This is a genomic window from Enterococcus sp. DIV1208 (assembly GCF_050530455.1).
GTDB lineage: Bacteria > Bacillota > Bacilli > Lactobacillales > Enterococcaceae > Enterococcus_B > Enterococcus_B hirae.
The window spans coordinates 858,242-884,419 of the sequence record NZ_CP172887.1 but is presented as its reverse complement, the minus strand read 5'-3'; the positions used below and the strand labels follow the sequence as shown (position 1 = coordinate 884,419).

25 protein-coding genes and 1 pseudogene are annotated in these 26,178 nt (G+C 38.4%); 1 reads left to right on the top strand and 25 read right to left on the bottom strand.

Annotated features, from left to right (window positions below):
• Positions 1-248 precede the first annotated feature (248 nt).
• The 23 genes and pseudogenes from IGK91_RS04110 to fabT form a co-directional block, all read right to left on the bottom strand.
• On the bottom strand, positions 249-1,403 hold the full coding sequence (locus tag IGK91_RS04110) for a nucleotidyltransferase (RefSeq protein ID WP_081125029.1): 1,155 nt from the start codon (positions 1,401-1,403) through the stop codon (positions 249-251).
• A gap of 375 nt (positions 1,404-1,778) precedes the next feature.
• Positions 1,779-2,519 carry a class I SAM-dependent DNA methyltransferase gene (locus IGK91_RS04105; protein ID WP_010719656.1) on the bottom strand — a complete coding sequence of 247 codons (741 nt, stop codon included), beginning with the start codon at positions 2,517-2,519 and terminating at the stop codon, positions 1,779-1,781.
• Between the two features lies 1 nt (position 2,520).
• Positions 2,521-2,844, bottom strand: a complete 324-nt coding sequence (gene rsfS / locus IGK91_RS04100; RefSeq protein ID WP_010719657.1) for a ribosome silencing factor — start codon at positions 2,842-2,844, stop codon at positions 2,521-2,523.
• Positions 2,845-2,900: 56 nt separating this feature from the next.
• Positions 2,901-3,488, bottom strand: coding sequence for a bis(5'-nucleosyl)-tetraphosphatase (symmetrical) YqeK (yqeK, locus tag IGK91_RS04095; RefSeq protein WP_010719658.1), 588 nt, complete (start codon positions 3,486-3,488; stop codon positions 2,901-2,903).
• Entirely contained in the window at positions 3,478-4,125 is a 648-nt protein-coding gene (locus IGK91_RS04090) for a nicotinate-nucleotide adenylyltransferase (RefSeq protein WP_010738127.1), read from the bottom strand. The genes yqeK and IGK91_RS04090 overlap by 11 nt, the downstream gene beginning before the upstream one ends.
• Before the next feature lie 12 nt (positions 4,126-4,137).
• Positions 4,138-4,449, bottom strand: coding sequence for a ribosome assembly RNA-binding protein YhbY (gene yhbY / locus IGK91_RS04085; protein WP_010719660.1), 312 nt, complete (start codon positions 4,447-4,449; stop codon positions 4,138-4,140).
• Between the two features lie 15 nt (positions 4,450-4,464).
• Positions 4,465-5,574 carry a ribosome biogenesis GTPase YqeH gene (gene yqeH / locus IGK91_RS04080; RefSeq protein WP_081123625.1) on the bottom strand — a complete coding sequence of 370 codons (1,110 nt, stop codon included), beginning with the start codon at positions 5,572-5,574 and terminating at the stop codon, positions 4,465-4,467.
• A complete protein-coding gene (locus IGK91_RS04075) occupies positions 5,571-6,098 on the bottom strand; it encodes a YqeG family HAD IIIA-type phosphatase (protein WP_010719662.1) in 528 nt (175 codons plus the stop codon). The genes yqeH and IGK91_RS04075 overlap by 4 nt, the downstream gene beginning before the upstream one ends.
• A 276-nt stretch (positions 6,099-6,374) precedes the next feature.
• Positions 6,375-7,109, bottom strand: coding sequence for an amino acid ABC transporter ATP-binding protein (locus IGK91_RS04070; protein ID WP_010738129.1), 735 nt, complete (start codon positions 7,107-7,109; stop codon positions 6,375-6,377).
• Between the two features lie 13 nt (positions 7,110-7,122).
• Positions 7,123-7,812 (bottom strand): amino acid ABC transporter permease, encoded by a 690-nt coding sequence (locus tag IGK91_RS04065; RefSeq protein WP_010738130.1) that lies wholly within the window; start codon positions 7,810-7,812, stop codon positions 7,123-7,125.
• 12 nt (positions 7,813-7,824) lie between these two features.
• A complete protein-coding gene (locus tag IGK91_RS04060) occupies positions 7,825-8,652 on the bottom strand; it encodes a transporter substrate-binding domain-containing protein (RefSeq protein WP_010738131.1) in 828 nt (275 codons plus the stop codon).
• A gap of 980 nt (positions 8,653-9,632) precedes the next feature.
• Positions 9,633-13,612 (bottom strand): annotated as a pseudogene (locus IGK91_RS04055) (BspA family leucine-rich repeat surface protein).
• A gap of 1,031 nt (positions 13,613-14,643) precedes the next feature.
• Positions 14,644-15,429 carry an acetyl-CoA carboxylase carboxyl transferase subunit alpha gene (locus IGK91_RS04050; protein ID WP_010738133.1) on the bottom strand — a complete coding sequence of 262 codons (786 nt, stop codon included), beginning with the start codon at positions 15,427-15,429 and terminating at the stop codon, positions 14,644-14,646.
• Positions 15,422-16,291: an acetyl-CoA carboxylase, carboxyltransferase subunit beta gene (accD, locus tag IGK91_RS04045; RefSeq protein ID WP_010738134.1), complete on the bottom strand. Its 870-nt coding sequence runs from the start codon at positions 16,289-16,291 to the stop codon at positions 15,422-15,424. The genes IGK91_RS04050 and accD overlap by 8 nt, the downstream gene beginning before the upstream one ends.
• On the bottom strand, positions 16,292-17,671 hold the full coding sequence (locus tag IGK91_RS04040; RefSeq protein WP_081123512.1) for an acetyl-CoA carboxylase biotin carboxylase subunit: 1,380 nt from the start codon (positions 17,669-17,671) through the stop codon (positions 16,292-16,294). It lies immediately after the preceding gene.
• A gap of 7 nt (positions 17,672-17,678) precedes the next feature.
• Positions 17,679-18,098: a 3-hydroxyacyl-ACP dehydratase FabZ gene (fabZ, locus tag IGK91_RS04035; RefSeq protein ID WP_081123511.1), complete on the bottom strand. Its 420-nt coding sequence runs from the start codon at positions 18,096-18,098 to the stop codon at positions 17,679-17,681.
• A 23-nt stretch (positions 18,099-18,121) separates the two neighbouring features.
• Positions 18,122-18,616: an acetyl-CoA carboxylase biotin carboxyl carrier protein gene (accB, locus tag IGK91_RS04030; protein WP_010738136.1), complete on the bottom strand. Its 495-nt coding sequence runs from the start codon at positions 18,614-18,616 to the stop codon at positions 18,122-18,124.
• Between the two features lie 2 nt (positions 18,617-18,618).
• Positions 18,619-19,854, bottom strand: a complete 1,236-nt coding sequence (gene fabF / locus IGK91_RS04025) for a beta-ketoacyl-ACP synthase II (protein WP_010719674.1) — start codon at positions 19,852-19,854, stop codon at positions 18,619-18,621.
• 17 nt (positions 19,855-19,871) lie between these two features.
• Positions 19,872-20,609, bottom strand: a complete 738-nt coding sequence (gene fabG, locus IGK91_RS04020; RefSeq protein ID WP_010719675.1) for a 3-oxoacyl-[acyl-carrier-protein] reductase — start codon at positions 20,607-20,609, stop codon at positions 19,872-19,874.
• Positions 20,600-21,535: an ACP S-malonyltransferase gene (fabD, locus tag IGK91_RS04015; RefSeq protein ID WP_010738137.1), complete on the bottom strand. Its 936-nt coding sequence runs from the start codon at positions 21,533-21,535 to the stop codon at positions 20,600-20,602. Before fabD ends, fabG begins: the two co-directional genes overlap by 10 nt.
• A 110-nt stretch (positions 21,536-21,645) precedes the next feature.
• Complete coding sequence (locus IGK91_RS04010; RefSeq protein ID WP_005876288.1) at positions 21,646-21,870, bottom strand: acyl carrier protein; 225 nt, start codon at positions 21,868-21,870, stop codon at positions 21,646-21,648.
• Positions 21,871-21,916: 46 nt separating this feature from the next.
• Positions 21,917-22,879, bottom strand: coding sequence for a beta-ketoacyl-ACP synthase III (locus IGK91_RS04005; protein ID WP_081123510.1), 963 nt, complete (start codon positions 22,877-22,879; stop codon positions 21,917-21,919).
• Positions 22,880-22,888: 9 nt separating this feature from the next.
• Positions 22,889-23,329, bottom strand: a complete 441-nt coding sequence (gene fabT / locus IGK91_RS04000; protein WP_010719678.1) for a fatty acid biosynthesis transcriptional regulator FabT — start codon at positions 23,327-23,329, stop codon at positions 22,889-22,891.
• 345 nt (positions 23,330-23,674) lie between these two features.
• On the opposite strand from fabT, the gene IGK91_RS03995 reads away from it, so the two are divergent.
• A complete protein-coding gene (locus IGK91_RS03995) occupies positions 23,675-24,547 on the top strand; it encodes a GIY-YIG nuclease family protein (RefSeq protein ID WP_179133086.1) in 873 nt (290 codons plus the stop codon).
• A gap of 342 nt (positions 24,548-24,889) precedes the next feature.
• On the opposite strand, the gene IGK91_RS03990 is transcribed toward IGK91_RS03995, so the two are convergent.
• Positions 24,890-25,120, bottom strand: coding sequence for a YkuJ family protein (locus IGK91_RS03990; protein WP_010719680.1), 231 nt, complete (start codon positions 25,118-25,120; stop codon positions 24,890-24,892).
• Positions 25,121-25,206: 86 nt separating this feature from the next.
• Positions 25,207-26,094 (bottom strand): NAD(P)-dependent oxidoreductase, encoded by an 888-nt coding sequence (locus IGK91_RS03985; RefSeq protein ID WP_010738140.1) that lies wholly within the window; start codon positions 26,092-26,094, stop codon positions 25,207-25,209.
• Positions 26,095-26,178: the final 84 nt, after the last annotated feature.

Here is a 26,178-nt window from a genome sequence, read left to right as displayed (position 1 = left end):
TTCTGATAGTGGTTAAGCACAAAAACGTCCTGTTCCATTATACTTGTGAATCTGGATTCTGTGAAGTATTTTTTCTAAATCTAGTCATTTTTTAGGGAGGTGTTTCCTTGTATGATCGATTATAGTCGTCTCTTGGAATAGCTACTCAACAAGCTAGACAAAGAATTTTTTACAAAGCGACATATTCAAAATATTGAACTAAACTTTCATTCAGATTAGTCATTTCACTTTGTTCCCACCAACCAGGTTTATTTCGAAACATAAGGTCTTCTTCCAAAATTTTGTTCAGGTATCGCCCCACCGAGTTGATAGATTTGATCACTCCGAACCAAAAGGTGTGCCAATTCTGCTTCTTTTTTGCCGATTTTTGAGATCAAAGGTATCTCTTTCTTTTCTTTTAAAAACTGTTGTCCTGCCTTGGTGAATCCTAAAATATTCAAGTAACATTTAGCTTGTTGGTCATGGATTTCCTCATGATGGATGTTCAATAATACGTAACAAGCTAAACGTTGGATTCTCGTCCAAGTATATCTTTTCGTCTTGGCTAAAGTGACAAATTCCTCGAAAGAAGTGGCTTTCTTCGCAGCCGATTGCATTCTCACTTCAAGTCCTTCCGTCATCTGATAGATAGTTTTCAAATTGGCTAGCTCCGTAGAAAGCAAACGATAACGTAACAAGGGCCAGTAATTCGCCCATGTTTGTTGCGAACCTGCTTCGATCATCGCTGCGGTGGCAGCAGGTATAAAATTCGTTACGGAGCGTTGTTCACTGAGCGCTTTGCGAATAGCGGTCGCACTTGCGATGGAGGAACTGCTCCATTCTTCATCGTGATAACCAGCACTTTTTCTGGTAATCGGTACTAATTTCATTGGCTGGGCATACTGGGCATTTTCTTTCGCATAGCTTAACCCTAAAATGTGATTAGGAGAAGAAAAATCGAGAGCGATTTCTGGATAAAGTGTGTTGAACACTGCTGTCATCTTCTGCGGATAGCTCATTCCTTGATCAGATAAACGTTGAAATTCACGGTCAATCCTTAATTGGTTTTGCTGTACAAATTTCCCAAAAGCTTCGTAATTAAATGTCGACTCTTCTTCTGTACCAAAACAAAGATGTGTACAGCCGAGCATCTGTAATAATCGGACAGCGCCTTTGGCAAAGTAATCTGCTGATTGCACAGACCATTCTATCGGTAGTTCAATGACCAAATCCACTCCGTTTTGGAGGGCAGCAGTTGCTCTGGACCATTTGTCGATAATTGCAGGCTCACCACGCTGTAAAAAATTTCCACTCATCACTGCTATCACGATATCTGCGCCCGTTTGTTCACGAGCCATTTCCGCATGGTAGCGATGCCCATTATGGAAAGGATTATATTCAACAATAATGCCACAAATTTTCATCGCATTTCCTCCGTTTCTTAATAGGAATAAAACAAACAGTTCATTCTTTCGGTCAATCCTAAAATGATCAATTTGGTTTTTAACTGTAAAAAAATAAGCAGGAGAAATCGAAAAATCGTTTCTCCTGCTTTTCAAATGACGCTTCAGCTTATTTTTAATCAAGATATTTCTAAAGTGTTTTTTTCGTTTTTTAGCAGAAAAACGTCACTATTTGGCGCAGACTTTGTTGATGATTTACTCGTCTTTGCCATTATTCGTTACTTTTATACTATTATAATACTATCTGAAACAATGCGATTCACGGCAGTTTTTTTTTGCGATTACACCTCGCGATAAGGTAATGTTTCGTATTCAACAAAAGACTTTTTTCGTGTCCTATTCCTTATATGCCACAAAAAAGAGACGTTTTGTATCTTCCTTTGGTTGTTCGTCGGTGAAATCACCAAATGCTTCTACCTTAGAAAAACCACTATTTTCTAACATTCTTAAATAATTATCCAAAGAATAAGTTTGCTCTTGATGCAGTTCGTCTTCTCGAATAAACTTACCTGCTTCTTCGGGATCTTCCACGAAGAAAGTCAAGAAATGTTCAATACTATGCTTTTCCTTACCTGGGTAGCTATCCCATAAAAAGGCAAACTGATCATTTTGATAATGGTAACTGTATTCAGGAAAAACCGTGTCGATTTGATAGATAGAATGAACATCGAATATAAAACGTCCATTTTCTTCCAACGCTTGATACACTTCGTCAAATACTTGCTGCACTTCTTGTTCATTCTTCATATAGCACAAAGAATCTGAGAAACAAGTGATTGCTTGGTATTGACCAATTTCTGACAGATCAAGCATGTTTCCTTCAACAAATTGGATTGGTGTTTCCTCTTCAAACGCACGTTGGCTAGCAATCATCAACATCTCTTCTGAAAGATCTAACCCTGTGACATGGTACCCAGCTTTAGCAAAGGCAACAGCTAGAGCACCTGTTCCGCAAGCTAATTCTAAAATATTACATGTTTCACTTGGTAAGTGTCGTTTTGAGAAATCTAACCATTGTTGATATAAGGTTTCATCCATTACCTCATCATAAACGAAAGCAAATGTTTCGTAAGCCATATTAATCGATCCATTCATTTAGGTCAACAAGTGGTGCATCTGACCATAATTTTTCTAAATTATAGAAACTTCTTTCTGGCGCATGGAAAACATGGATGATCAGATCTCCTAAGTCGATCAGGATCCATTTTCCGCCTTCTTTTCCTTCGATACGTTTTACTTCGTAATTGTTTTCTTCTTCTTTTTCAATGATTTCTTCTGTAATTGCATTTAGTTGTCGTTCACTGTTTGCCGAACAAATCATGAAGTAATCTGCTAGTAAAGATACTTCTCTCACATCTAAAGCAACGATATCTTCTGCACGTTTTGAATCGGCAGCTTGCACTGCAATTTGTAGTTGTTCTTTGCTATTTATAGTAATTTCCTCCTAATGGGTAGAGATTATTTTTTAGCTACCCAATGATTATATGTTTCAATTGTTTTTGGATAAATCTGTTGTTCTTGTTCAATCAAGTGAGCTAATGTGTGCTTTGTCTCAAAAGCTACCGCTTCGTCTAAATCAAGCAACGCTATTTCACGCGCATCTTGGACTCCAGGAAACGAACGACCAGGTTCAATATAATCTGCTACATAGATGATTTTATCTAATAAAGACATTTCAGCCGCACCAGTGGTATGAACCCGAATGGCATGAAGGATCTCTTCATCTGTGATACCAAGCTCTCTTTCAACAAAAGAGGCGCCAACTAAACCATGCCAAATCGCATTTCCATAATGAAGAAGCGCTGGGTCATAGCCATCTCGCTTGATAACTAAAATAAATTCATCATCAGGCCGTTCTTTCGCATAATCATGTGTCAAAGCAGCAATACTAGCTTTTTCTAATGAACAGCCGTATTTGCCGGCAAGGGCAATCGCCGTCTCTTCCACCCCAAGAACATGCTTGAAACGTCGTTCACTCATTCGCATTTGGACTTTTTGCATCAACTCTTCTCTTGAGTAAGTTGTGTATTTATTACTATAGTCCATCTTGATATAGCCCTTCTTTCTCGATATACTCAATGACCTTATCAGGTACTAGATAACGAACGGAACAACCTTGCTGGATCTTCTGCCGTATTTTAGTTGAGCTGATATCAATGGTTGGCACATCGACCCAAATCACTGGGTAAGGCGTTTCGGTTGAGTAACCTGCTCGACGAATACCAACAAAATTGACCATTGTCACTAGTTCATCGATTTTATACCATTTTGGTAGATATTCTACCATGTCGCCACCGATAATAAAATAGTAATCGGTATTAGGGTTGTTTTGTGTCAGAGCTTTCATCGTATCATAAGTATAGCTTTTGCCTTTTCGAGATAACTCGATCGGTTCAATAGCTAAAAAAGGATTATCTGCTATCGCAAGTTCAAGCATGTTTAAGCGATGATTGGCAGCGATTGTCGTTTTTTCATCCACATGTGGTGGTTGATAAGAGGGCATTAGATAGACCTCATCCAACCCTAAATTTTTCCCTGCCTGTTCTGCCATAACTAAGTGTGCCAGGTGAACTGGATTAAAAGTACCACCTAAAATCCCCACCTGTTTGCGTTTTTCAAAAATTTGAGGCATCTCTTGAGGAAATACTTGAGATTCGACAAAAGCTTCCGCTTGCGATTTCATATTAACCACTCCTTAAATTGCGTTTACTTCTTTAGAGATACGTTGATATTTTTCCTTTGAAGAGGGTTTGTATAATACAAGAACTCGTCCAATGATTTGAACAACTTGACATCTGACTGTTTCTTCTAAAATACCAGCTACCTCTTCAGGAATCTCATCGGTATTTTGTAATAACGTTACTTTGATTAATTCACGTTTTTCCAGCGCTTCTTCAATCTGAACCATCATGGCAGAATTGATTCCACCTTTACCAATTTGAAAAATCGGTTGTAAGTGGTGTGCCTGGCTTCGTAAAAATCTTTTTTGTTTTCCTCTTAAAGTCATATTCTTCCTTCTTCCTTAAATCAAGGCCTTTCGTTTCATCACATTCACACCTTTTGGCGCCCAACCTGCTACGACTGCCGGTTGTGTCACTGTGATCCATCCTAAGCCAGCAAATACGATATCTGTTTTTTCTTTTACCGAAAATTCAAAACGAACCAATTCGGGAAATTCATTTACTTCACCGGGACGAGGTGGTTGTAATAATCCACCGACGTGTTTCACATAAAATTCATCGGCTTTTGCTAATTTCGTTCGATGAATAGTGACATCATTTGAAACATAAGCAATAAATGAACCGCGTTGCCCACTGATAAAATCAAACCTTGCTAAACCGCCGAGAAAGAGTGTCTGTCCTTCATTCAATTGGTATCCTTTAGGCTTGATTTCTTTCGTTGGTGCAATGATCCTTAAATCTTTTTTTCCAAGATAATGCGCCATTTGATGTCGATGGATAATCCCAGGAGTATCAATCAAGAAGTGCCCATCATCTAAAGGAATCTCGATCTTATCTAAAGTTGTCCCTGGAAATTGAGAAGTCGTAATCACATCTTTGACACCTGCTGTGTTCTTGATGATTTGATTGATCAATGTCGATTTACCGACATTTGTCACACCAACGATATAGACGTCACGACCTTCACGATACTCTTCGATTTTTTTGAGTAGATTTTCCATTTCATTCGCTTTTTTTGCGCTTGTCAATAATACTTCAACCGGACGCAATCCAGCTTCATGTGCACGCTCTTTCATCCATTGGATCATTTTTGGTTTCTTCAGTGATTTAGGTAAAATATCCACTTTGTTTCCGACCAAGAGCACCGGGTTATTACCTACAAAGCGATGTAGTCCAGGGATCAAAGAACCATTAAAATCAAAGATATCGACAACATTGACGATCAAGGCATCTTCTTGTCCTAGTTCATTCAGCAGGCGCAAAAAATCATCATCTGTCAGTGAAACATCTTGGATCTCATTATAATGTCTTAACCGGAAACAACGTTGGCAATAGACCTCACCTGATTCTAGTCCTTTTTCTAATGCTGCTTTTGGTGTATACCCTAATTCATTAGGATGGTCGGTTTGGATCGTTGCTCCACACCCAATACACTGTAGTTCTTCGTTCATTCAATTCCACCTCGCCAGCCCATATCAGGATTGTGTGCTAATAAATAGGCCATGATTTTGCGTTCCCAAAAACGATTGAATCGTGTTTTCCAACTATCCGTTTCAATAATTGGTTTAACCAAGATACTTCTGATACCCGAACGATTAGCTGCTCGGATATCTGTCATGATTTGGTCACCGATCATCACAATTTCATCATCTGAAAGATTCAACATTTTTTTTGCTCGATTCATTCCTACGGCTAAAGGTTTTAATGCCCGAGCAACATACGTCAATTCAAATTTATCGATCGCTCGTGCTACTCGTTCAGAGCTATTGTTTGAAACAACCACTACTGGAATACCAGCATTTCTCATTTCTAAGATCCAGTCGAGTAATTCCTCTGTCCCATCAGGATTGTTCCAAGCGATCAACGTATTGTCCAAGTCAGTCAAAACTGCTTTAATCCCTAAGTTTTTTAATTGTGCAGGGGTTATCTTGTAGATGGCATCGACCATCCATGTTGGTTTATATTTTGAAAACATTTTGTCTCCTCATCTGCAAAAAATGAAGGAGCACGAAATGTACTCCTCAGCCCTATATTATACTTCATTCTTTCCAAAAAAACTACCTCTATACCTGAATCCTTCTGAATAAACAACTATTAACCTGAAATGATGAACAGACCGAAGTTACCAAACACTTTTAAAAGAGAAGAAATCATCCGTTTGACTACACTGATAAAATAAAAACTCTCCAAACACGAGAAACTGTTTCGAGAGTTTTCATTCGATTTTTTATTCTTTGGATGTTACTGACTTTTATAATATTTTGGATAAAAATGCGACTGTTCGTGGATGACTGGTTTGTTCAAAAATAGCCGTCGGTGTACCTTCTTCAAGAATGGTTCCTCCATCCATAAATAGAACTCGATCACTGACTTCTTTTGCAAAGCCTATTTCGTGAGTCACAATGATCATAGTCATCCCTTCACGAGCTAATTGCAACATGATTTCTAACACTTCTCCGACCATCTCCGGATCAAGAGCTGAAGTCGGCTCATCAAATAGCATGACGTCGGGTTGCATGGCTAAAGCTCTCGCAATGGCGACCCGTTGTTGTTGCCCCCCAGATAAAGACTGAGGATAAGTATCGGCTTTTTCTAGCAGACCTACTTTCTTTAGCAGATCTCTAGCAATCTTTGTTGCTTCTTCTTTTGATTGCTTTTTGACTTTGATTGGTGACAAAGTGATGTTTTCTAAAACCGTCATATTAGGGAATAGATTAAACTGTTGGAAAACCATTCCCATTTTTTCTCTTGTTTTAAAAATATCATTTTGCTTGTCGGTAATTGTCATTCCTTCAAACTTGATTTCACCAGAAGTTGGTATCTCTAATAAGTTGATGCATCTTAGTAAAGTGCTTTTTCCCGAGCCTGATGGCCCTAAAAGTACCACGACTTCTCCTGGATAAATTTCAGCGGAAACGTCTTTCAGTACTTCCTGTTCACCGAATTTTTTATTTAAATGTGTAATTTTGATCAATGATTTGGCCATCTATTTTCACCCTTCATCCTTGGTATCCTTTACCTAATCTTTTCTCCCAGCGATTTAGTAACCTAGAAGTAGCAAACGTCATGCTGAAATAAACGGCTGCTGCTATAAAATAAGGCTCTAATGGAACATACGAATTGGATATGACGATTTGCGCCGCTCCCATCAGTTCATTGATTCCGATCGCAGTCAACAGGGAAGAATCTTTAATCAACGTAATAAATTCATTGCCTAAAGGAGGCAAAATATTTCTTAATGCTTGTGGTAAAATCACGTAACGCATCGTTTGTGCTGGACGCAACCCTAATGAATAGGAGGCTTCTGTTTGACCGTTGTTCACTGCCAGGATCCCCCCACGGATGATCTCTGCCACATAGGCACCGGAATTTAAAGATAACACGATCATTCCTGGAAGCAGGCGGCCAAGATCAACAGTTAAAACACCTACTTCTAGATCTTTTGAAGGAAAAAATCCTTGAAGCAATAAAAAGCCGATCATGATTTGTAGAAGCATCGGTGTTCCTCGTAACACTTCGATATAGACATTAGCTAAAACATTCAACGGTTTCTTTTTGGACAATTTTAGTAACGCCATAAGTAAACCGATACCCGTTCCCAAGATCACTGTGACGACCGAAATCATGATTGTTATTCCTGTACCTGATAAAAAATAAGGGAAATATTTATCTAAAAAAGAAAAATCCACTCTGCCTGACCTCTATTCTGTCGCTGTTTTTTCAGCTAATTCGTTATTTTGTTGAATAAATTCTTCAATTTTTCCTTCATCATTCAACTTTTTGATGATTTGGTTTAATTCTTTTTGTAGTTGACTGCTTTCTTTAGGTAACGCAATAGCAAAGGCTTCATCAGGAGCTGGCTCAAGTGAAATATCAGCGATCATCAGATCAGGATTTTGGGCGATATATGATTCGGCGATCGTTTTTTCAACGACTGTCGCAGCTAATGAGCCTTGGTTAACTTCAACGATCATGTTGGGAACTTTGTCGATTGTCACAAGCTTCGCACCTTTCAGTTGCGTCTTAACTAATTCCTCTTGAATGGATCCCTTTTGAGCACCCACATTTTTATCTTTTAGGTCATTCGCATTGCGATAGATTTCTTTATTTTTTTTGTTGATGATTACCACTTGTGGTGGGTTGTAATAATTGTCTGTGAAATCAAATTGTTGTTTTCTTTCATCTGTGGCAGAAATCGCTGAAATAGCAAGATCTGCTTTACCTTCTTTTAAGGAAGCTAAAACGGTATTGAAATTCATATCTGATACTTCAGCTTTTACTCCTAGTTCTTTCGCGATTGCTTTAGCTAAGTCAATATCAGATCCTACGATTTTATCTTTCCCGTCAACCATCGTATGAAACTCAAACGGCGCGTAATCAGCCGACGTAGCTACTTTTAGTACCCCGCTTTTTTTAATCGCTGCTAACTGATCCTTTTCCTGACCTTGAGCAGTCGTATTGCTGCTGCCACATGCACCTAAAGTCGCTAGTGCAAACAGTACCGTTAACATCCCAAAGAATTTTTTCATGTCATTTTCCTCCTACGTTAAAACTTTTGTATTAAGTGAAGTAATTATAGCATGAAACTTTCAAAAAAAAAGCATTTTTTGTATATTTATTTAAAAAAATGTATTTTAAGGCGAATATATTGTATATAAAACAAATAAAAGAATAATTATTTTAGAATAGTTTTCAATAAAATGAAAAAGAGCTAAGAACGAAAAAGTCATCTTAGCTCTTTTACAGGTGTAACCACAGATAAGGTTAGTTAATCTCCCGCAAGAAGATAAAAGTCATCAAACATTCAAGAAGGAAATTTTGGAAATTCTACTTCTTGATGCGAAACACTCTTTATGTGCAAATAATATTTATCAGAGTTCAATTAGATCTGGGAATCAAATTCCATGTCTGATTACTAGTATTTTTCATTGTTCTACTGATAATAGGATTAAAATCAGTTAGATTATTGTCTTCTAGATCCTATCTACACTCACATTAGAATCCTTATCTTGATAACAAAAACAGCGGGAATCTAGTCCGTTATAACCGCCGTTCACTCTGAGTGTATTCTAGTCTGCAGTTGGATTGTTTGCGCAAAATTCATTCACACTATAGGAATGCTAGTAGAACCTTGCACTTATCCAAAGAAAAGAAACGGAGACAAAAGTAGCATCTTCGGAAAATTAGTTGGAATTACTTGATACTAAACATGTTTGTTTCAACCCCTTCTGTGCTCAACTAAGTTTCCTATTCTAAGTAATTCTCAATCAGCTTGTTTGACCAACTAATTATGCAACTGATTAATTCTAAATAATCTTAGAATCATCGTATGGTCTCTAAACAGATCTTATTTTACTAAATATAAACCTCTGTACACATTCCGGTATTCCTCATTTAGCTCAACCTGTTTGAATTTTGAGCGTATCTTAAATCAAGAAAACTGAGACATTGATCAGATTTTTTCTAATCAATGCCCCAGTTTTTAGACTTACATTAATTTGTTTTTTCCTTAATTAACAGAAACTGTTTGGTTTTCAGCCAATAAGTTGCCACTTCCATCATAGAAATTCATTGTTACTTGATCATCAGCTTTGATTAGGTCTGGCTTCACATAATAACTGATTGCCCCATCCTTAAAGCTCCCACCTTTACTGATCAGTTTACCATTGACAAACAAGTGCCCTTGGTGAACTTGGGTATCAGAACCATAGGCTCCTTTGATCGTTTGTGTGCCGATTTTATAAGTCAATTCGTTGATTTCAGCTGTTGGTGTTTGAATAGTGACATCAATCTCTGATCCTGGAATTTGTTGTCCTCGATTGTTGGCACCCATCAAGACTACCTGATCGTCTTCTGACACTTTAAGGTTTCCTACATAATAACTGAACTTGCCATCTTTGAAGCTGCCGCCTTGACTAACTTTTTCGCCATTGACCAACAAGATTCCTTGGTAAACATCGCCTGTGTAGCTTCCTTCGATCACTGTACTGATTCCCACACGATGGGCTTCTGTTAATTGACCCAGTTGTTCTCCTATAGTCACTGGTTGTGGGTCCCCTAGTGGTGTATCGAATTTATCATAGCCTTGAATCGTTGCTTGATCCCCTGCTTTGATGATTTGAGAGTTCACATAATAGCTAAACTTGCCATCTTTATAGGTTCCGCCCCAGCTGATTACTTCCCCATTCACTACTAGTTTTCCTTTATGGATATCCCCCGTATAAGATCCAGTAATGGTTGAATCACCTAGCTTATAAGTGTCCACCTGATCAATTGATCCTGAAGATTCGGAAATCACTTCAATCTCTTTGGAATCTATCAATTCCTTCTCTTTGTTGTAGCCATCTAATACGACTTTGTCGCCGACTTTTAATTTGCCAACACCGACATAATAGCTGAATTGACCATCTTTGAAGCTACCGCCCCAGCTAACCACTTTGCCATTAACGGTTAATCGGCCGAGAGACATATCCCCTGTGTAGGTTCCAGTAATATTGACATCTCCTACATGATATTCTTGTGGTTTCAACTCACTTTTCACTAGTTCTGCCACATAAGTTCCTGCCGTTAAATCCCCAGTTCCGTAATTTGTCATAAAGTCAGCAGGTGAATAGCCTTTGGACTGACCATCTTCACGAATCCAATTTCCTGTCAGCTGATCTCCATCGTTCAATGCTTTCGGTGCTGATAAACCAGTGTCTCCAACCGCCTTAAAGTGATCGCCTAGTGTTAATTTAGCAAGAGGTGTATTCTTAAACATACTTCCCATCGTTGTTACTTTGCTAGTGTCAAAGCTACTTACATCTAGACTTGTTAAGTTATCCATATCGTAAAACATTGTACTCATATCTGTTACATTACTAGTATCAAAGCCACTTAGATCTAGGCTTGTTAAGTTCCCCATCTCTCTAAACATCTCGCGCATAGTTGTTACGTTACAAGTATCAAAACCACTTACATCTAGACTTGTTACGCTACTCATACCGGAAAACATACCATACATACTTGTCACGTTACTAGTATTCCAACCATTTACATCCAAATTTGTTATGTTTTTCATACCCAGAAACATATAACTCATAACTGTGACTTTACTGGTATCAAAGCCACTTACATCTAAACTTGTTACGCCGTTCCTATAAAACATATAAGACATATCTGTTACTTTGCTGGTGTCAAAGCTACTTACATCTAAACTTGTTAAGTTACTCATCTCTTTAAACATCTCGCGCATGTTTGTTACGTTACTAGTATCCAATTGATTTAACCCTTCAATTTCAGTTAAATTATTAAGATACTTGGATCCGGTAAGATCACTACTAAATAAGTAGGCAGAATCTTCCGGAGCAACTACTTTTCCAGCCAAGACAATTTTCTTGATGGCTTCACTATCTACTTTGTCGCTGTTCCAAGGTGATTCTTCATAGCCACTTAATTCACCTGCTTCGATCGTCAATACCCCTGTATTTTCTCATCAAACATATACGGACTAGTGCCCCACGTGCCTGTTTCAACGGAAACATACGTGCCAGCAGTCAGATCACCGGTGCCATAGTTTTTCATGAAATCTTCTGCTGTATAAACCTTCCCTGTGCCATCTTCTCGCTTCCAGGCAGAAGTAAGTTTTGCATTTTCGGAGCCTGATTCTACAAATTTAAAGGTATCTCCTAGAATTAATTTCTTAAGTGGAGTATCAACAAACATATCACGCATATCTGTCACTTTGTGAGTGTCAAAGTTGCTTAAATCTAGACTTGTTACGCGACTTAAACCTTGAAACATCGTATACATACCTGTTACATTACTGGTATCAAACCCACTTACATCTAGGCTTGTTATGCTACTCATATTTTTAAACATATAATTCATAGATGTTACGTTACTAGTATCAAACCCACTTACATCTAGATTTATTACGCTACGCATATCGGAAAACATACAACGCATATCTGTTACGTTACTGGTATCTAGTTGACTCAACCCTTCGATTTCAGTTACATTCTTAAGTTGCTTACCAGTGTAAGTTGAACTAAACAAATAGCCAGAATATTTTGGAGCCACTACTTTCCCAGACAAGACAATTTTTTTGATTGCTTCATAATCCACTGTTCCGCTGTTCCATGGTGATTTTTCATAGCCACTTAACTCACCTGCTTCGATCGTCAATGTCCCTGTGTTTTCATCAAAATTATACGGACTGGTACCCCACCATCCTGTAGCAGAAACGTACGTGCCAGCAGTCAAGTCACCGGTGCCATAGTTTTTCATGAAATCTGCTGCTGTATAAACCTTCCCTTTACCATCTGCTCGCTTCCAGGCAGAAGTAAGTTTTGCATTTTCGGAGCCTGATTCTACAAATTTAAAGGTATCTCCTAGAATTAATTTCTTAAGTGGAGTATCAGCAAACATACCACCCATATCTGTCACTTTGCTAGTGTCAAAGTTGCTTAAATCTAGACTAGTTAAACTGCTCATACGGCGAAACATATCACCCATATATGCTACGTTACTGGTATCAAAGCCACTTATATCTAGACTGGTTAAACTTTGCATACCGAAAAACATAGAATCCATCACTGTTACTTTACTGGTATCAAAGCTATTTAAATCTAGACTTGTTAATCTACTCATACTGTCAAACATAAACGCCATTTCTGTTACTTTACTGGTATCGAAGCCACTTACATCTAGACTTGTTACGTTGCTCATACTGTAAAACATAGCATCCATATTTGTTACGTTACTGGTATCAAAACCACTTACATCTAGACTTGTTACGCTGCGCATACCGTGAAACATATACTCCATATTTGTTACGTTACTGGTATCCAATTGACTCAATCCTTCGATTTCAGTTACATTTGTAAGGTACGAATAAGAAAATAGGCGTCTAGAATCTTCCGGAGCAACTACTTTTCCAGACAAGACAATTTTCTTGATGGATTTAGCATCTACTTTTTTGCTGTTCCATGGTGATTCTTTATAGCCACTTAACTCACCTGCTCCGATCGTCAATACCCCTGTATTTTCATCAAAAGTATACGGACTGGTACCCCACGTACCTGTTATCTCGGAGGTAGCTGCCACGTTCGCTTTTTGCGCTACTTTTGGCGCTTCAGCTGTTGGATTAGTTGCATCCCCTTCACTTTCGGCAGTCGCTGCTGTTGCTTGTTCTTGTTCTTTTGCTTGTTCCTGGGTGTTCTCAGTTGTTTCATCCGTTGCTTCATCAGTTGTTGCTAATGAATCACTAGTTGTAGTGGTTGAATCCGTTGGGTTTACTAACGGCTCTGTGACGTTTTGTATCGTTTGATCGATGACTTCTTTTGCTTCATTCGCCTGTGTTTGTTCAGTAGCAGTTTCAGCTGTTGGTGACAAAGTATCCGCTAATGCCATCGTTGGTGCGATCCCAGCATTTCCCATCACACCAGCCACCGCAAACATCGTTAATAGCTGTTTTTTACGTTTTGCTGTTAATTTTTTCTTACTCATATTTACTCCTTTTTTTCTCTTATTTTTGATCATTACTTTCTCGTCAATACCACTTCATCAGCTTTAGGTGTTTTCTCTGTTTTCAATTGATATCTCTTTCCAATGTCCATTTTGTTACCGAAGCTGACAAAATCGTATGGATCATCTCCCCTGTAGCTTTTATTTTACTTGTTCTAATCAAGAGTAAACGCTCAATATAACTAATTAATATTCTTGAATCTTGATCGTTTACCATAACTGTTTTGTTGTATGTATTTTTTTCATTGATTGAGGAAATCAATCAAGCTTTCTCTACTACTTATCATCTGAAAAAATTTTTCATCTACATGTTACGATTTATGTAAAGGTTCATAAGTGGCAGAATAACCTGCAACCTTTTAGACAGGAGAAAGATTTAAATATATCAAAAAAGGAAGTGGAGACAAAAGTAGTTAGCATCAAGAAATAAGAAGAGATTCCCAAAAATTGACAAGAAACACAAAAACTAGTTTTTTGCTGTTGATTGTTACCTACTTGGTGCTTCTCAAATTTTTCGTAAATTTCAGCAGATTTTCCGAAGACGCTGCTTTTGTCTCATGTTTATTTGTTTTTTAGAGATACTAGATGAGACTGAGACAAGTTCTGTCCCAGTCTCCTTGAAAAATTATAGAACCCATATTCATGCCAACCAAATGGTAGACACATGATTATATTCAACAGAGCGATTATCGCATTCCCATTTATAAAATCTCTGATGAATGATAGAGGATAATCTCCAATCCTTGTATTCAATGTTTTTTAAAAAAGCAGAAAGGGTAATAAAAAAACTATCAACGTGAAATAACAAAAAAATCTGAGACAGAATGAAATTCATTCTGACCCAGATTTGATTTTACACCATTCATCAGTCCTTATTGACAAAGAGCCGAAAAATTCAAAAAGCAATCGACCTCCAAAGCTGTTCCTGTTATCTAACAGGAAACGGTGGGTAGGTCGATTGCTTTATTCATTCAATTTGGTGCATAACTGTTTGTCTTATTCTTTATAACTGTTTAAAATTTACGGAATCTTTGATAACGTCGTTCAAGCAACTCTTCAGTGGAAGTTTGACATAGTTCGGTCAATTTTTCAATCAATGATTTTTGTAACATTCGACTGACTTTTTCTTTACTTAAAGCTTGCCCATTTACTGTTTCCGGTATCACACGATCGATGACATCTAATTCTAATAATTCAGCTGCCGCAACTTTCATTAATTCAGCCGCTTCAGCTGCTCGACTACCATCTTTCCACAAGATCGACGCAAAACCTTCAGGAGATAAGACAGCATAAATCGTCTGTTCAAGCATCCAAACTTCATCAGCTAAGCCAAGAGCCAATGCTCCTCCGCTTCCACCTTCACCGATGATGATTGCAATGATCGGTACTTTTAGATCAGACATCTCTAATAGGTTTCTGGCAATCGCTTCTCCTTCACCACGTTCTTCTGCACCAACACCACAATAGGCACCAGCAGTATTAATCAGTGTGATAATAGGACGATGGAATTTTTCTGCCTGTTTCATCAGACGAAGTGCTTTACGATAGCCTTCTGGATGAGGCGAACCAAAATTTCTACGAATATTTTCTTGAAGGTCTCGTCCTTTTTGGATCCCAATAACTGTGACAGGTTTTCCATCTAATTTGGCAACCCCACCAACGACTGCTTCGTCGTCTCCAAATAAACGATCGCCATGAAATTCTTGAAACCCCTCAAAGATATCTTCAAAAAAATCAAGACTCGTCCAACGATCCTTTTCACGCGCCAGTTGAACGATCTCATGTGCTGTTTTATCCATGATTTATCCAACCTTTCTGCGTATGCATTTCCAACAAATGATGGATCGTTTCTTTTAGTTCTTTTCTAGGAACGATTTGATCAACAAATCCATGGGTAAGTAGAAATTCTGCTTTTTGGAAATCTTCCGGTAATTCTTGTTTGATCGTTTGTTCGATCACTCGTCTACCGGCAAAACCAATCAAGCTTTGGGGTTCAGCCAGGATCACGTCGCCTTCCATTGCAAAACTCGCTGTTACGCCGCCTGTAGTTGGATCGGTCAATACTGTTAGATAAAACAAACCGGCATTGCTATGACGTTTGACAGCTGCTGAGATTTTTGCCATCTGCATCAAAGAAAAAATACCTTCTTGCATTCTGGCTCCTCCAGAAGCAGTGAACAAGACAACGGGTAAGCCAGCTTTTTCAGCCCGTTCAAACAAACGGGTGATTTTCTCCCCTACAACGGTTCCCATACTGCCCATGATGAAATTAGAATCCATGACACCAATCGCAAATGGCAGACCGTGAATCGTTGCTTTTCCTGTCAATACCGCTTCATGCAATCCTGTTTTTGCTTGCATAGTTTGGATCTTTTCTTGATAATCAGGGAAGTTCAAGGGATCTTTCGTTACTAAGTCCGTGTCCCATTCTTCTAAACTTTTTTCATCGATGATCAATGCTAATCGTTGCCAAGCACCAATACGAAAGTTATAACTACAATGAGGGCAAACCTTCTCATCACCAATATCTTTTGTATAAATGATGTGTTTACAATTAGGGCATTTAGCCCACATATTATCTGGAATAGACGGCGCATTCGTTGGTTGTTCTGCTCGATTAGGATTAATTCGAATGTATTTTTTCTTTTTGAATAAAGCCATCTACTCTTCTCCTATCTCTGTTTCAGGTGTCCAGTTCGGTAAAAAATCTTCTTGTAAAAAGGCGGTACTATAGTCCCCTGCGATGACTGCTGGATGACTGATTAAATCCATTTGGAACTCCGCGTTCGTGATCACTCCATCGGTAACCACTTCGCTTAACGCTCGTTGCATTTTCATCAATGCCTCAAAGCGAGTGTCTGCATGAACGATCACCTTAGCGATCATTGAATCATAATAAGGTGGAATCGTATAGCCAGAATAAACGGCACTATCAACTCGAACGCCCATGCCTCCTGCTGGCAACAAAAGGTTTTTGATTGTTCCAGGTGATGGTGCAAAATGAAAAGCTGGATTTTCTGCATTGATCCGACACTCAATGGCGTGACCAGAGAATCGCACATCTTCTTGTTTGATTTCCAACGGTTGCCCCGCAGCAATTTCAATTTGTTTTTTTACCAAGTCAATGTTTGTAACCATCTCAGTTACCGGATGTTCGACTTGGATCCGCGTATTCATTTCCATGAAATAAAATTCTCCCGCTTCATCCATTAAAAATTCAATCGTTCCAGCATTTTCATAATTAACCGCTTTGGCTGCACGAACTGCCGCAGCTCCTAATTCTTCTCTTTTATTCTGAGAGATGACCACTGAAGGGGATTCTTCTAATACTTTTTGATTATTTCGTTGAAGAGAACAATCTCGTTCGCCTAAATGAAGGACATGCCCATAATGATCACCAAGGATCTGTACTTCAATATGTCTTGCTGGATAAATGATTTTTTCTAAATACATTTCATCATTTCCAAAAGCCGCTGCTGCTTCTTGCTGCGCAGAAGAAAAATGTTGCGGTAATTCTTCTTTTGATAAAACTTTACGAATCCCTTTTCCGCCACCGCCAGCGGCAGCTTTAAGCATGACCGGATAACCAATCTTATCCGCTACTGTTAGTGCTTCTTCAACTGTTGATAATACGCCATCACTTCCTGGAATAACAGGTACATTGGCTTCTTGCATCAAGCGACGTGCATTGATTTTATTCCCCATCGCATCGATCGTTCGACTCTTTGGACCAATAAAAGCAATATTACATTCTTCACACATAGAAACAAAACGGCTATTTTCAGATAAGAACCCAAAACCTGGGTGAATCGCTTCTGCTTTGGTCACGATGGCTGCACTCAAAACTGCTTGGACATTCAAATAGGAGTCCGTCGCTTTTGCAGGACCAATACAAATTGCTTCATCTGCCAATTGAGTATGCAATGCGTCAGCATCTGCTTGTGAGTAAACAGCAACAGTCTGAATACCAAGCTCACGACAAGCGCGAATAATTCGTACGGCGATTTCGCCACGATTAGCTATCAAAACTTTTGAAAACATAACTCACCTATCCAATCATAAAAGTTAATTCAGCTTCAGCAACTTTTTTGCCATCCACTTTTGCAATTCCTTTACCAATACCAGCAGAAGATTTGATTTTCGTAATTTCTACTTCAAGATACAGTGTATCCCCTGGAGTGACTTTTCGACGGAATTTTGCTTTGTCTAAACCACCAAAATAAGCAGTCTTTCCTTTAAATTGTTCCAAGGATAATAACGCAACTGCTCCTGCTTGTGCCATCGCTTCAACGATCAAAACACCTGGCATCACAGGTTCTTCTGGAAAGTGACCTTGGAAAAATGGTTCGTTGATCGTCACATTTTTCTTTGCAATGATTCGTTCGCCTTCCACCATTTCATCGACACGATCAATCAGCAATAGCGGATAACGATGTGGTATGATTTCTTTAATTTCTTGAATGTTCATATTGCTCCTCTTTCCTCTTTTGCTTAATTTGGTTGAATTCTAAATAGTGGTTGATCGTATTCAACAACCGCTTCATTTTCAACAAGAATCTCAACGATTTTCCCATCGACTTCGCTTGTGATTTCATTCATCAATTTCATTGCTTCAATGATACAAATCACTTCACCTTTTTTGACACTATCTCCCACTGACTTAAATTGTGGTTTATCAGGGGCAGGTTGTAAGTAGACGATTCCAACAATCGGTGATTTTACCTCGACACCTTCGAAACTTTCTTGTGATGCTTCGACAGATGCTTGAGGTGCTTCACTAACTGGCGTTTGTTGGATTGGTGTTTGAGGTACTACCGTATCTCTAGGCGCTTCTGTAGCTACTGGCATTGGAGCCATTGTTCCCATTCCACGACTAGATTCATTTTTATTCATATATAATTCAAATTGACCTTCTCTTAAATCAAATTCAGTTAAAGTAGATTGATCGAATTGACTGACTAATTCCTTGATCTCATTGATATTCAAGATTATTCCTCCCAGCGTTTCATACACAAGACCGCATTGTGACCACCAAAGCCTAACGAATTGCTCATTGCATAAGTCAATTGCGCTGGTTTGCTTTCATTGATGACAACATTCAAGTCAATTTCCGGATCTTGTTTTTGGACATTGATGTTTGGTGGAATAAATTGATGTTCCAGCGCCATTAAAGTAGCTAACGCTTCAATCCCTCCAGCTGCACCTAATAAGTGTCCAGTCATGGATTTCGTACTGCTGACATATGTTTCTTTGAATGAATCACCTAATGCCAGTTGGATCGCTTTTGCTTCTGCTTGATCATTAGCGGGTGTACTTGTCCCATGGGCATTGATATAGCCAACATCTTCTGGCTTAATACCCGCTTCATCCATGGCTAATTTCATTGCTTTGGCAGCGCCTGAACCATCTGGTGTAGGAGCAGTCATATGGAACGCATCACAATTAGCGCCGTAACCAACGATTTCTCCATAGATTTTTGCACCACGAGCTTGAGCATGTTCTAAAGATTCGATCACTAAGATACCCGCTCCTTCGCCCATCACAAAACCGTTACGTTCTTCATCAAAAGGAATCGAACCACGAGTAGGGTCTTCAGCATTCGATAGAGCTGTTAGTGCAGCAAAGCCAGCAATTCCCATTTCACAAATTGTTGCTTCTGCCCCACCAGCTAGAATGACATCTGAATAACCATGTTTGATATTGCGGTAAGCTTCACCAATAGCATTCGTTCCACTCGCACAAGCAGTAACGATTGCTGTACAAATCCCTTTAGCACCTACACGTAGTGCAATGTTGCCGGCAGCCATATTTGCAATAGCCATTGGAACAAACATTGGTGAAACACGTTGCGCGCCTTTTTCGTGTAACCGGATCACTTGGTTTTCGATCGTTGGCAATCCGCCGATACCGGAACCAACAATGACACCAAAACGATCTTGATCGATTTTCTCTTTATCTAGACCGCTCATCCCTAATGCTTCTAGTGCTGCATAGATCCCATAAATCGAGAACATGTCCATCCGTTTGCTGTCTTTTTTTACAAAATATTTATCGTATGGAAAATCTTTGACTTCACCTGCTAGTGTGATTCCAGTTTCTGTGGCGTCAAATTTAGTAATAGGAGCAATCCCATTCGTTCCTTTTTGCAAACTATCTAAAAAGCTTTCAGCATCATTACCGATTGGTGAAGTGACACCATAGCCTGTAATTACTACTCGATTCATTATTGTTTTCCTCCTTTTTATCCGTGCATCACGAGACCGCCATCAACATTGATGACCTGTCCTGTGATATAAGGACTCTCTGCTAAGAAAATCGCAGCATTCGCAACATCTTCCACGCTGCCAAAACGTTGCATTGGAATTTGTTTTACTACTTGCTCTTTGACTTTATCAGATAACACTTCGGTCATATCCGTAGCGATAAAACCAGGAGCAATGGCATTACATGTAACACCGCGTGCAGCCGCCTCACGAGCAACAGATTTTGTAAAACCAACGACACCTGCTTTGCTTGCTGCGTAATTGGCTTGTCCGACGTTACCAATCAATCCTGAAACACTTGACAAGTTGATAATTGCACCTTCACGTTTTTTCATCATTTTCTTTAAAACGTGTTGTGTCATATTGAATGTTCCTGTTAGATTGATATCTAAACAAGCTTTAAAATCTTCTGCTGACATGCGCATCAATAATTTATCGTTCGTAATCCCTGCATTATTGATTAGAATATCGATTGATCCTAATTGTTTTTCTGCTTCTTCTACCATCAAACCAGCTTTTTCATAATCTGAGATATCGCCAGAAACACCGATGCAGTTCACACCTTGAGCTTTGATCTCATTGATTTTTTCTTCTGGAATTGCTTTTCGTCCATTTAAAACGATGTTTGCGCCTGCTTTTGCAAAAGCTAGCGCCACAGCGGCACCAATTCCTCTTGTGCTACCTGTAATAAATACGTTTTTTCCTGTTAGCTCCATAACATGCCTCCGATACTTGTCATTGTTTCTTCTAAAGTTTGTTGATTTTCTACTCTTAAAACCGGAATCGTTTTATCGATTTTCTTCATAAAGCCACTTAATACTTTACCTGGACCAACTTCGATCACACGTTCCACACCAAGTTCTTTTAATTGATGGATGCTTTCATAAAAATGTACCGGCTTCATCACTTGTTGTTCAAGCAGAGTCGGTATCCGATCTTTGTTCATGATTTCAGTTGTCGTATTACTGATGACAGGAATTGTTGGCTCATTAAAAGTGATCGCTTTTAGCTCAACGGCTAATTTTTTTGCTGCTGGCGCTAAGATTGCTGTATGAAACGGACCACTCACATTAAGTGGAATCATTCGTTTGATGCCTTTTTCTTGCATGATTCTTACTGCTTCATCCACTGCTTGTTCTTCACCGCCAATTACGATTTGTTGGGGTGTATTATAATTTGCAGGCGAAACAATTCCTAATCGTTGAGCTTCCAAACAGCTTTCTTCAATAACTTCTACAGGTGCATTCATAACAGCTACCATTTTCCCACTACCAAGTGGTGCAGCTTCAGTCATATAAGCCCCTCGTTTTGCCACTAAAGCGACTGCTTCACTAAATGACAAAGCTCCACTAGCTACTAAAGCGGAATATTCGCCTAAACTTAATCCTAGAGCAGCTTGAGGTGTAATCCCTCTTTCTTTCAACAAACGATAAAAAGCAATGCTGACCGTTAAGATTGCTGGTTGTGTATAAGCGGTTTGATTGAGTCGTTCATTTTCTGAAAAACACAATTCCGCCATATCATAGCCTAGAATATCACTTGCTTCATCAAACGTTTCTTTGACGATAGTTTCTTGATAGAGATCTTGTCCCATGCCTGGATACTGAGCGCCTTGTCCGCTAAATAAAAATGCTGTCTTCATGTATTTTCTCCAATATTTTTAGGATATATGCTCATGTCTTGATTTATTAAAAAGGACCAAGACACTCCTATTTAAGGAAAATGTCCCAGCCCCCAACCTAATCTTAATGATTATGCAGTTTGTTTTTCAACATAAGTTACTAAATCTTGAACTGTTTTGATGCCGTCTTCTGTTTCGATTTTCACGTCAAATTCGTCTTCGATTTCATTAATGATTTGGAATAAATCCAAGCTATCAGCTTCTAAGTCTTCTTGGATGTTTGTTGTTAATTTGATTTCTTCTGTTTCTTTTCCTAACTCTTCTGCAATAATTTCTTGAATTTTTTCGAATACCATACTATATATTCCTCCGATATTGTTTACAATTTTATGTTTTATCAGCTTACAGTTCCATGAGGATACTTCCCCATGTTAAACCTCCACCGTAACCTGTAAATACTACTTTTTGTTTTTTTCCTAAAGTGATTTGCCCACTAGCTACCGCTTCATCTAATAGGATTGGAATACTTGCAGCAGAGGTATTTCCGTATTTATCCATATTGGTTAAGAATTTTTCTTGCGGTATTTTTACCTTGCGTGCAATTTTCTCAATGATTCTAAGATTTGCTTGATGTAAAAGCAGATAATCAACTGACACATTTTGAGTGATGTCTTTAATGTTTTTTGCAACGTCTCTTACAGCAAAATCAAAGATATCTCTTCCTATCATTGATAAATAAAAAGAGCCTTTTGCATCCTTTACATACACCGGTGATCCGTTCGAATGATAGCCAGCTGTGAGTGACGATCCTCGAGTGCCATCTGCTTCCAGATGTTCTGCAATTATTTTCTGCTCTGTACCAGCTTCAAGTAACACACCACCAGCACCATCACCAAACAGGACAGCCGTTGAACGATCAGACCAATCGATTAATTTGGATAATGTCTCGCCACCAATCACTAATCCTTTATTTGAACCGCACCGAATCATTTTCTCTGCCATGCTTAAAGCATAAACAAAGCCTGAACATGCTGCACTAAGATCAAATGCAATTGCATTTGTTGCACCAAGTTTACCTTGAACCTGGACAGCCACAGAGGGTGTCGTAAAATCAGGAGACATGGTTGCTACAAGAATGAAGTCAAGTTCTGTCGGATCGATGTTCTTTTTTTTGATGAGCTTTTCTGCTACTAAATAGCAAAGATCAGAAGTTTCTTGATCTGTGACGCAACGCCTTTGTTTGATACCTGTTCGCGATGAAATCCATTCATCTGAAGTGTCCATCATTTTGGAAAGATCATCATTGGTAATGATTTTTTTGGGAAGGACACTAGCTGTTGCTGTGATCGTTCCAAATTGTTCCATTAAAAATCCTCACTTGTAATCTCGCAAAAAATCATGCAAGTTTTTCAATGCAGCCAGTAAAGCTTGCTGTTCGTCGGTAGCCATGCCATCCAAGATATTTTTGACCATTTCACGATGAAAGTGCTGATGGACACGATATAAAAGTTTGCCTTTTTTTGTCAGTCCTAATTTCACCACTCGTCGATCATCTTCACTTCGAATGCGTTCAACATAGTCTTTCTTTACTAACTTATTGATAGCAGTGGTCAAGGTCCCAACAGTAATCGACAGTTCTTTGGCTACTTCTGAAGTCGTTTTTTTCTTGTACATACCGATTGCCTCGATCGTATGCATCTCTGTAATTGACAAATCTTTGAACTGAGATTTTTTTAATTCAGATTCTTCGATTGTCAAAATATCATTGAAGACACTAACAAGATAATCATTTACTGTTTTCAAATCTGGTTCCATGTTCCACCATCCACTAATTAGTTTGATTATCAAATCATTTGATGTTCAAACTATATCTTAACTTTTTTCAAAATGCAACCTAAAAAGCTCATTTTTTTCGATTATGAACTTTTTCTAAGAAAAAATTCATTTTAAAATCCTATTAAATCAACAATCACTCATTTAAACATTAAAAATATTTCTCAAATAAATATTTTGATTATCAAACTATTTTTACTTAATACTCAGCAAACGAAAAGGTTGTTCCTTTGCCGTAAATTTGATATAGTATTTTTTGATAAAAAAGGAGAAAGAACGTTGAAAGAAAAAGTAAAAAAACTCCCCTTGCTTCCTGGGGTATACTTGATGAAAGATCATACCGGAACTGTGATTTACGTGGGAAAAGCGAAACAATTAAAAAATCGTGTAAGTAGTTATTTTCGTCATAGTAAACAACATTCAAAAAAAGTTCGCCGATTGATTCATCATATCGCTGACTTTGATTTTGTCGTCGTGGATACTGAATTAGATGCACTATTGTTAGAATGTCAATTAATCCAGTACTACCGCCCTTTTTACAACCGTCAAATGAACTATTTTAGTAACTATAATTATTTACATATTACAAATAATGGTTTTTCCCTTTCGGATATGCCACTTGCCCGTACTTACGGTCCCTTTCGACTTTACAAAAAAATGCCGGCTATTTTACGCATCATTGAAGAAACCTATCAGATGCCGTGGCTGTCTGAAATCAGCCTTTTAGCTTTAAATACACAATTACCGGAAATGAATCAGTTGTCATTTGAACAAAAGAAAAAAGAGATTCAAAATCTGTTGCAAGGGCGCAATAAAAAACTAATCACTTACTTGAAGAAAAGGCAAAATCATTTTATCGAACAATTGAATTTTGAAAAAGCTGCCCAAATCCAACAAGATATTGAGTTATCCACAGCTTTCATTAAAAGAATACAGGCGCAGAAACTATTTCTAAGGACGCCTAAAATCACTTTCCATTTACCTCTGGCAGCGGACGAAACGAAACAAAAACATTATTTGATTTGTTACGGTCAACTGGCTGAAACGGCCATTACGTCTAATGATGAATCTCCTTATTTTTATTATGAAAATGCAAAAGCTGGTTTGTCCTTGAAGCGACAGTTGCAAAAAGAAGAAATTGACCCCGTCCTTATACTAATGAGTTACCATAAGAAAATTCACGCCCAAAATGAATTGTAAAATAAAAAGAAACCTTGAACTACCAAACATTGGTCTACAGTTCACGGTTTCTTTTCGTTGTTTTATCCATTTAACCAATTATTCCCCTAATCTTCTCACTAGCCGAAAAAAATCTAAGGAAAAATAGGCGTCACACTTTTTCTTCTATTCATCGGAGCAGTCTCTTGCTGATACGAACGCTTGTGGATAGAACACGCCCATCCTGGTCACTTCAAGAAGACTTCTTACGAACGAAGCCTGATCCATTAAGCCATAAAAAAAGCAGCTCTAAAGCACCAAGAGAAGATTTTCTAAAAAATCCTCTCTTGGTTGCTCAGAGCTGAACGCTTCTTTCATGATCTTTTATTGGATCAAGTCATAAATTTCCATTGCAACGATATCGATATTGTCAAATTCATATTGTTGATGTGAATCTGTTTCAGTTAATTCAAATGTTTCAGTTGCTTTGTCATAAGTAACTGTACATTTTTCAACGCCCTCTTTTTCAAAACGACGGACTTGCAGTTCATTATCTGCTGATTCGACCATTGCCTCCAGTCGTTTAATGATTGCAACTAATTGTGAATGTGCCATCGGAGGTCCTCCTTTTCTTATTTCTGTTATATTGTAACAAAAGCACAGACGACTTGCATTGATTTTCTCCAAAAAAAGCGAGTTTTTTAAGATTTTTTTTCTGGGTTCTTTCCTTCAGGCCACCAAAGCTTAATCAATGCTTGAGTACCGTCATTTTCAAATCCCTGATCTGCTAATTGTTCATATAATTTTAAAGCTTGCGTTGTCGCTGGTAACTTCAATGCCATTTTATCTGCTTCATCTAACGCAATTTTCAAATCTTTAATAAAATGTTTAACAAAAAATCCTGGCGTATAATCCTCTTTTAAAATACGAGGAGCATAATTACTTAATGACCAGTTTGCAGCACTGCCTCCTGAGACTGTTTCAATGACTTTTTCAAAATCAAGTCCTGCTTTTGAAGCATAAGCAAGTAACTCGGTCATGCCTGTCATAGTCCCTGCAATCATGATTTGATTTGCCATTTTCGCATGTTGGCCTTTTCCTGCTGTCCCATGTAAAGTAAAAGTAGATCCCATCACTTGAAACAAAGGTAAAACTTTTTCATAGACACTTTTTTCACCACCAACCATGATTGTCAAAGTGGCATTCTTCGCACCCAGATCTCCACCTGAAACTGGTGCATCTAAAGCAGCTGCACCTTTTTCTGTGGCTGTTTTTGCAATTTTTTCTGCAAGCGTTGGGGTACTAGTTGTTAGATCAACCAAAATTCGATCTTGGACATCCGTTGCAAAGATCCCATTTTCGCCATAGTAAATTTCTTCTACATCTTGGGGATAACCAACCATCGAAAAGATGATCTCACTATTTTTAGTGACATCTTTAGGTGTTTCAGCCCAAATGGCTCCTTTTTTGACTAGCTCATCCGTTTTTGCTTTTGTTCGATTATAGACAGTTACTTCATGTCCTGCGTTCATAAGATGCTCAGTGATTGCGCGTCCCATGACTCCTGTCCCGATAAAACCTAATTTCATATTCGTGACCTCCTAAAAATCAAAAAATCTTTGTCTCTATGCTAAGTATACGCCAGAAACAAAGATTTTTTTAGGATAAATACC